Genomic DNA, 8,247 nt, shown 5'->3' on the forward strand with positions numbered 1-8,247 from the left:
ATTTAAAGTACTTGCAATTTACAATAACTTTCAGTATTTTCACTTGCAAAATGCAATAGCTTTTAAAATTATCTCCCCACTAAAAAAACACGATATGGAAAACTCCGCTTCAACCAAACAATTGCTGGAAGCCTATTACCAGGGCTTTGCAAAGAAAGAAGGCTGGGAGCCTGTTATTGCTGATGATTTTATATTCATTGGCGGTAATATGACCAATCCCGAACCCACTGTGGGAAAAGCCGCTTATGTCGAAGTGATAAAACGCTTCTCCCGCACGTTTCAATCCATGCGTGTAAAAGAAATGATCATCGAGGGCAACAATGCTTATGTTACCGGGAACTATGATTTCATATTCCCCAACGGCGCCGCTATAAACGGCGATGTGGCGGAATTATGGAAAGCAAGGGATGGCAAACTGACCTCCCTGCGGATCTTTTTTGATACGCTTACTTTTGATAAGAACATCCCCAAATAATTCCTGCTATGGCTTACAATGAAAAGTTAGCAGCAAGGATCAGGCAGGCCCTTGCCCATCTGCCGGATGTGGAAGAGAAGAAAATGTTTGGCAGCCTGGCATTTATGGTAGATGGTAAAATGTGCCTGGCCGCAGGCCCCGGCCGTATGATGTGCCGCATTGACCCCGCTATTCATGATGAGGCGCTTAAAAAAGAAGGCAGCAGTACCGTAATCATGAAAGGCCGCGCCTACAAAGGATATGTTTATGTTGATGACGACAGCCTTAAAACAAAAGCGGCTTTTGACTATTGGGTGAAACTGGCGCTTGGATTTAACGGTAAGGCAAAAGCATCCGTTAAAAAATGATCCTGCGGATTATTATATTTATTGTCTCGAAAAATAAAAGATTGATATGGGACTCTCTTCACAAGCAAAAAATATCCTGGCTACAATCAATACAGACACTAAGCTGGGAGACCTGCGGAAAATTGCGGGTGAGATTAAAAAAGACCATGAATTAGCTTTGGAACTTTGGTCAACAGGTCAGTTTTTACCCCGGCAGCTGGCAATTCTTATTATGGATAAAAAACAACTCTCCCAAAAACTCATTGACAATTTAGATAACGACATCAGGCAACATAAGGAAGATGAAAAACTTCAGTTAATTGACTGGTTAATGGCCAACCAACTTTCCAAAGACAAAAAGACAATTTCATTAATGGAATCCTGGGAAAACAGCCAATCATCACTACAAAGGCGGGTTTTTTGGTATTATCAGGCCCGTTTACGTTGGGTAGGACAAACACCACCGCCAAATAGTGAAGAATTACTTGCTAAAATTGAAGCACGCATTGAAAAAGAAGTGCCGGAAGTACAATGGGCAATGAATTTCACTGCAGCGCAAATCGGAATTTTTGAAGAAAAATATCGTTCAAGATGTATCGCAATTGGAGAACGTACAGGGCTGTATAAAGATGAAATAGTCGCTAAAAATTGTACGCCTAATTATTTACCCAAATTAATAGCCATTCAGGTAGATAAGTTGAAAAAATAAATTATTTATCATCGCGGGAACCGGTTTCTTTTTTTATGTATACATCCTGTTGAGGGAATGGTATGGTGATACCGGCATTTTTGAATGCTTCGGATATCTTCATAATAAGCTCACTTCTTACAGGTAAATATTCTTTGATATCCCTGATCCAGTAAATCAGTTCTATTTCAATAGCACTGTCGCCAAAATCTTTGAAGAAAACGCCCGGTGCAGGATAAGCAAGAATTCTTTCATCTCCTTTGAACAGATCAAGCAACAGTGTTCTGGCAAGGTTGATATCGGTGGCGTACGCTACCCCTACCATTAAGTGGCATCGCCTGAAATTATTGCCCATGGTCCAGTTGGTAAGCTGCTGGCTTAGCAGGTCGCCATTGGGAATAATCAGGTTGGCGCCGTCTATGCTTTTGGCAATGCTGCTTCTGAAACCTATTGATTTTACCGTGGCAAACTGCCCGTTGAATTCAATGATATCACCTACTGTTACCGGTTTTTCAAAAGAGATGATAAGGCCGCTCACCAGGTTATTCACCAATCCCTGCAGACCCAGTCCTACGCCCACGCCCAGCGCGCCCAGCACAATCACAAATTTATCGATCGGTATGCCGGCTGCTGCAAATGCCAGGATCAATCCCGCTGTAATGATAAAGATCCTGATAACGAGCAGCCAGCTGCCCGGTGAAAATTTTTTACGGGTATTCTCTGTATTATTGGGAATATCATGTTCAGCTGCAAAATAGGAAACCAGCCTCGACAGGAAAACGGAACAAAGCAAAACAAAAATAAAAATGGAAATGCCTGCAATGGAATACCTGTAGTCGCCTATGCTTTGTTCCATCGTCACAAAATTATTGACGGAGGCGGCATAACCGCGGAGATGGTAGAAATGACGGGCCACTATCAGTACCCATCCCAAAGCAAGTATAATATAAAAGATGGCCGGCGCCTTTTGGCCTACCCGGTTAAAGTTCAGGTAAAACAGCTGCCTGCTGGGCTGCTTATATACACCGGAAGCAAGCACCAATCCTTCGTTAATAAGACGGATGGCCCACAGGAACACGATGCCCATAATTAAGCTCACATACCCGCTGATCATGAATGCCTTTGCCATATTGAAGCGGCCCAGTATATTCAACAGGGAGGCACTGATTTCAAACAACAGGAATATTACAATGAAGTAGAGGATCTTTCTTTCCCTGAGCTCACTTCTTTTTTTATTGATCAGCAGGGTAGCCATAAAAATGCTTCCGCCAACAGATACTGCCAGCATAAAATACCGCTCCGGCCTGGAGGCCTGTAAAATGATATTGTCTATACCAGCCAGTATGAAAAGAAGGGTGGCAATGATCCAGAACCTTTGCCAGTAGGCGCTGATATATCCTTTGAAAATGATCCCCAGGCTGATGGCGGAAACAACCCAAAGTATAAAACTGAAAATAAAAGGAGGCGCCGCAAACAGGAATTGAAAAATGGAGAACGTGATCAGCAGGGCAGTTGCCACAGGGTGGGTAATAACCAGTGTGCTGGTATTGGAGTAAGAAGATGCCTGTATCTGTTTTTTCAGAGAATATAAAAAATACCAGGCCCCCGCCAGCAGAAACAACATGAAAAATATCCTGAGCAAATGATCTTCTGCGTAGAACCGGAGCAACATCATTTCCTTGGCAACGGAAAACCGGAGGATGTCTGACAGGGGCCTTGAGAATATCGGGTCCTGCCAGATGAAAGGGAATTCCTGTTGAAACGACTGGCCAGAAAGATGACCGCTGTATATTTCCATATCCTCCCTGGTGGAATTAATGTCAAACAGCAGCAGGTCTGTTTTCAGCTGCTGTTCTTCCACAATGCCGGCGGCTTTTTCCAGGGCGCTGTCTACCGGCGATACCGCCACCGCCGTTACATATAGCCGCTTTATCACCTTTACTGCGCCGGCAGAATCTTCGGGGAATGCGTACAGGGAAGGGTCGCTGGAAAGTGAATCGATCTGGAAGCTCAGTGCGGTGATCCTGGCCGAATAATTCTGCAGTAATTGTTTCCTGTTGCTAACGCGCGCATACAATTCATTAAGTATAGCCGACGATACATCCAGGTTCCGCTGTGTCTGATTGGTGCCCTTGTTAACCAGGATACCGTCTTTCACGAGTGTCAGGGAATGCTTAACATCTGCCAGGAACCTGTTGAATGCAATGGTATCGATGCCTCTTTTAAGAAATATTTTTGCCTGCTGGTTAAAAACCTGGATATATTGAAGCGTTGCCCGCTGGCGGCTGGCGGTTTTCTCCTCATTATATTTCTTAATGCTTTTTTCAGATTCGGTGACGCTAAGCTTTCTTAAAGTCCGGATCACCGAACTGGTACTATCCACCTGCGCGGCAGATACAAAGGGGCATATTATGATGAATACAAGCAACAGGATCTTCATTGGCCAATAAAATTAACATCGCTAAAAAACAGGCATTTCGTATTAATATAAGATTAATCCTATCAACAACAAAACGGCGGCGATAGTTAAAATAAAAGATAAAATTTTGTAACTTCCTTATAAATAACCATCTCTATGAAGGCCCCTGCCTCACCGGATACCTTTGTTACTTCCCAGGCCGCCGCCAATCAACCGGCTACTCATGGCATTGCGATGCCCGCAGTAGTTGCGGCAGCGCCTCCGCAGGAAGAAACATCCCCGAAAGGAGAGCTGATGGAGCCATTGCTGCTGGACATGAACGATGATGGGGAAGATGAAGCGCATACCCTCATCCTGGATACGGCCGATGGCCAGCTATGGGTGCATTCAGATAAAGAAACGCTGGAGCTTTTCCTCAAAAGAAAACGTACCAAACATACCGGGCATATGACCCCGGCTATTGTCAAACTGCTGGATGATATAGAAACGCTGGCTAAACAGGTGCATGCCAATACCTATGGTGTTACCGTAGCGGCGAACAGGGTCAGTAAATCAACCGGCAAGCTGAAAACGTCTAAACATGTGGCGGCTACAAAGCAGCAAAGAGTGTTAGCCGTAAACCAGTTGAAACAGATCGCTGTATACCTTCAGCAATTGAACGCACTGTCGGGTAACGTAATGAAAAAAGTACGGCCGCCTTCCCGTAAAAAAAGTTCGTCCCTGCACGCGGTGGATGGAGATGCTTTCTGCAAGGAAGTAATTATGGAGCCCCTCAGTATCCTCCCAAGAATGGATGGTATAGTGGGAAGTTCCCCTTCAGAAGACTCAAAGCTGTTCACCGCTCTTAATAAAAGGGTCAAATATATACGTGGGCATATGCTGAACGATCACCTGCATGGCCCGGGTACCAATGATAATATAGTGCCCATCTCCACAGCATTTAATACTGTAATGAAAACAACTGTGGAAGCCAAAACCAAAGACGCGGTAAATGCCAATAATAAAGTGGTGAGGTTTGAAGCGGAATCACTGGACTGGGGAACATATAAAGGCTACTATAATGGAAACTTCCTGGAGGAAACGAAACTTCCTGCAAAGTTCAGGTTCCTCGTTAAGCCAATGGAACGAATTCCCGGCAAGGATGGCAGTGACCCCGATCACTGGAGGTTAAGCGGCAAATCCCCGATCTTCAATGAAACAGTGCCACATACCTTGCCCACAGCAACGGGCCCTGTAAAGGGAACTATCGCCCCTGTGGCGGAAACCTTTATACCAGGCTATTACAGCTCACTGACCGGGGATTTGAAAGAAGTGCCGCCGGATTATCATCTCTTCGGGAAATATATTATAAACGGGCCGTCGTTCGACTATCTTTTTCTGCCTTTGGGGCTGGACAAGGCATCACTTGTGAGTAAGGAATATAACCTGGAGGTGACCACCGCATTCAAAATGCCACCGGGCTACGAACTGATTAAAATACCTGCACAGAAAATAGAATTTATTCATGGAGATAAGATCCTCACTACAGACACTATGGGAGGACAGTCTTTCGTAATTGCCAAAAAAACGGAAAGAGACGCTAACCTGTTAACCTATGCAGAGAAAATAAAGGAAGTAAAAAAAGCAGCGGAAGATAAGAAGCTGGTTAAAACGCCACCCAAAACGGATGCTCCCAAATATGAGGTCAAAACCCTTGCTGAGCTCAAACAGGCAAAATGGTTGCGGGAACTGGAACCGGCTTTCAGAAAAGAAATGGATAAGTATACACCGGAGCTTAACCCGGAGTACAGGAAACGCTTTACAGATATACAGGAAAAAACACTCAGCAAAACCAGGGCCGATTGGGAGAAAGATGTAAGGATCGGTGAAAGAACGCTCCCGGAGTTGCTGGCGCCGTTGTTTCAGCAAATGGTAAAGGACAAAAATATATTGCTCAATGAGCAACTGGCGAAAAACAAAAACAGTTTTGCCGAAGGCCTCGTGAATGAGCTCAGGAATGCTATCAGTTCCCATTACCTGCCGCAATTAACGGAAGAATGGAGAAGAAATAAATTTGATAAAGACGCAAAAGATATCTTTGACAAGTATAAAAATTTCTGGACAGCTCCCGGGAAATTATTTGATGCAAACAAAAGGGATGAACTGTTACAATCAGCATACAATAAACTCGATGATGCGCTTGATAAAGCAAAGAAGGCAGAGCCGCTGAAACGTAAACCGGAAGCAGAACTGAAAAAGGACGGGGATGACGATAAAAAACATAAAACAGACCCGGGCCCGTTTGTGCCGCTTACAACAGGCGGAACTACGCCACCGCAACAGGATATACCTCCCTTCCAGCCGTTATCACCACCTGTTACTACTTCATCCTCATCAACACATGTGGGCGACCGCAAAAATGCTGAAGCATAGCGGAATGGGAGGCATAAACCACCAAAATACGCATACATTCATTCAAATACCTGCCGGTTATGATATAATATTATAACTTGCAGCCTGTTTTCAGATCGATGCGCCCTTTAGTGTTCCACCATGAATATGTGCTCCTTTAAAGCCCTGCTGTTTGCGGGGATATTTTTACTTTTTTATTTGCCTGCAAAGTCGCAGGGCCTGGTCTTCTCCTCCTTTGAGCAGGTACAGGAGAAGAGAACTTCGCTGGTATTGAACGGCAAGGACCCGATTTGTATGGATGGAAGCTTCGGTTTGTCGTTCGACTTTAGCTTCTTCCCCGACAGGAACGTGTATTATGGCTATGTGGTAAGGCTTATTAATAACCATCATCAGAATATTGATCTTATCTATAATCACCGCGAACAGCAATTCAGCGTTGTTTTCGGAGATGTATATACGCAGCTTGATTTCAGGATAGACAGCGCCCTCCTGTTTCATCACTGGAATACCTGCAGCCTGCAATATAACGGGCAGATGCTGTCGCTCACCGTGAATGGTAAAAATTCCGGGAGTAAAAGGATCGTATTGAAAGATCAGTGCTTCCGTATTTTTTTCGGCGCCTGCCAGCTGCACAGCTTTAAAACCAGCGATGTGCCGCCTATGCAGGTAAAAAGCATTGCCTTGTACCGCAATAATAAAATGGATGCCTTCTGGCCGCTGAATGAAATGGCCGGCGCCCGTGCGGAAGACAGTATCCGCCGCCGTGTGGCCAATGTGATCAACCCGGTTTGGGGTACGCCGCTGCACCAGCAATGGCAACTGCTGAAGGTACTAACGGTGAAGGGTAATGGAAGTTATACTTTTGATCCTTCGGAAGAAGAATTATATATCGTGGCGGCCGACAGTATCCATCGTTTTCTCCTGCGCGATCACTCTTCCAGAGCAGAGGCGCTGAGCCGGCAGGAATACCTGGCCCCCGGTTATCAATCTATCTACAACCCCGGTAACCGTACATTGTACAGCGTGCATATCGACCAGCAACAGCTGGCAGCATGGCAGCCCGCCACCCGCAGCTGGAACATCCCTTTTGATTCCGCAGATATTACCCAGTACTGGCAAACCAATAAATTTATCCGCAAAAGCGATAACGCCTTATATATACTCGGTGGCTATGGGCAGCTGAAATATAAGAACAGGGTGCAACGCTTCACTTTCAATACCCGCAAATGGGACGAAGTAAACGTGCAGCAAACGGATTATAAGCCAAGATACCTTTCCGCCCTGGGCGCTACCGCAAATGGAGATACCGCTTACCTGCTGGGCGGCTATGGCAGCGATAACGGGGAACAAATGCTGAACCCACGCTACTACTACGACCTGCTGCAATATGATGTGGCGGGTAACCGTATCAGGAAAGTATATACCTTACCCGAGCCTGCGGAACCTTTCGTGTTTGCATCTTCAATGGTGATAGACACCACTGATCATAGTTATTATGCATTGATGTTTCCGAACGACCGGTTCCGGTCGCGCTTACAACTGGTGAAAGGCTCTTTGTCACGGCCGGAGTACCAGCTGGCAGGCGATACAATTCCCTATGCATTCCTCGACAACCGCTCCAGCGCCGATCTGTATTATTGTTCACGCAGCCACCAGTTGCTGGCAGTAACGCAGATAATGGACAAGGATAAATCCACCGAAGTGCGCATCTATTCACTGGCCTTTCCGCCGGGGCAGCTGGCGTTGTTGGCTGCAACGGGCGCCGGGCCTGGCGTAAGGTGGTGGTGGCTGGCAGGTATAGTGCCGGCGGCAGTTGTTATATATTATTTATATAGACGCCGTTTTAATGAGCCCGCCGTAGCTGCAATTCCATTAACGCCGGTGCAGGGAGAGGAAGCCTCCGCATTGCCGGTGGTAGCGCCGGCTGCCGAACCGGAAGATGTGACCG

At 45.9% G+C, this 8,247-nt stretch carries 6 protein-coding genes; 5 read left to right on the forward strand and 1 reads right to left on the reverse strand.

The window, feature by feature from the left end; all coding sequences use genetic code 11:
• The first annotated feature begins 94 nt into the window (after positions 1-94).
• From VIM72_RS21850 to VIM72_RS21860, 3 genes are read left to right on the forward strand one after another with little or no spacing between them, the layout of a single operon-like run.
• Positions 95-475 carry a nuclear transport factor 2 family protein gene (locus VIM72_RS21850; RefSeq protein ID WP_332004950.1) on the forward strand — a complete coding sequence of 127 codons (381 nt, stop codon included), beginning with the start codon at positions 95-97 and terminating at the stop codon, positions 473-475.
• Between the two features lie 8 nt (positions 476-483).
• Complete coding sequence (locus VIM72_RS21855; RefSeq protein ID WP_332004951.1) at positions 484-822, forward strand: TfoX/Sxy family protein; 339 nt, start codon at positions 484-486, stop codon at positions 820-822.
• 46 nt (positions 823-868) lie between these two features.
• Positions 869-1,510 carry a DNA alkylation repair protein gene (locus VIM72_RS21860; RefSeq protein ID WP_332004952.1) on the forward strand — a complete coding sequence of 214 codons (642 nt, stop codon included), beginning with the start codon at positions 869-871 and terminating at the stop codon, positions 1,508-1,510.
• A gap of 1 nt (position 1,511) precedes the next feature.
• On the opposite strand, the gene VIM72_RS21865 is transcribed toward VIM72_RS21860, so the two are convergent.
• Positions 1,512-3,929, reverse strand: a complete 2,418-nt coding sequence (locus VIM72_RS21865) for a mechanosensitive ion channel family protein (RefSeq protein ID WP_332004953.1) — start codon at positions 3,927-3,929, stop codon at positions 1,512-1,514.
• A gap of 135 nt (positions 3,930-4,064) precedes the next feature.
• Here VIM72_RS21865 and VIM72_RS21870 point away from each other — a divergent pair, with 135 nt between their 5' ends.
• A complete protein-coding gene (locus VIM72_RS21870) occupies positions 4,065-6,320 on the forward strand; it encodes a hypothetical protein (protein WP_332004954.1) in 2,256 nt (751 codons plus the stop codon).
• Positions 6,321-6,497: 177 nt separating this feature from the next.
• A partial coding sequence (locus tag VIM72_RS21875) for a kelch repeat-containing protein (protein WP_332004955.1) occupies positions 6,498-8,247 on the forward strand: 1,750 nt, incomplete at its 3' end.

It is taken from the genome of Chitinophaga sp. (assembly GCF_036569185.1).
Taxonomy (GTDB): Bacteria; Bacteroidota; Bacteroidia; order Chitinophagales; family Chitinophagaceae; genus Chitinophaga.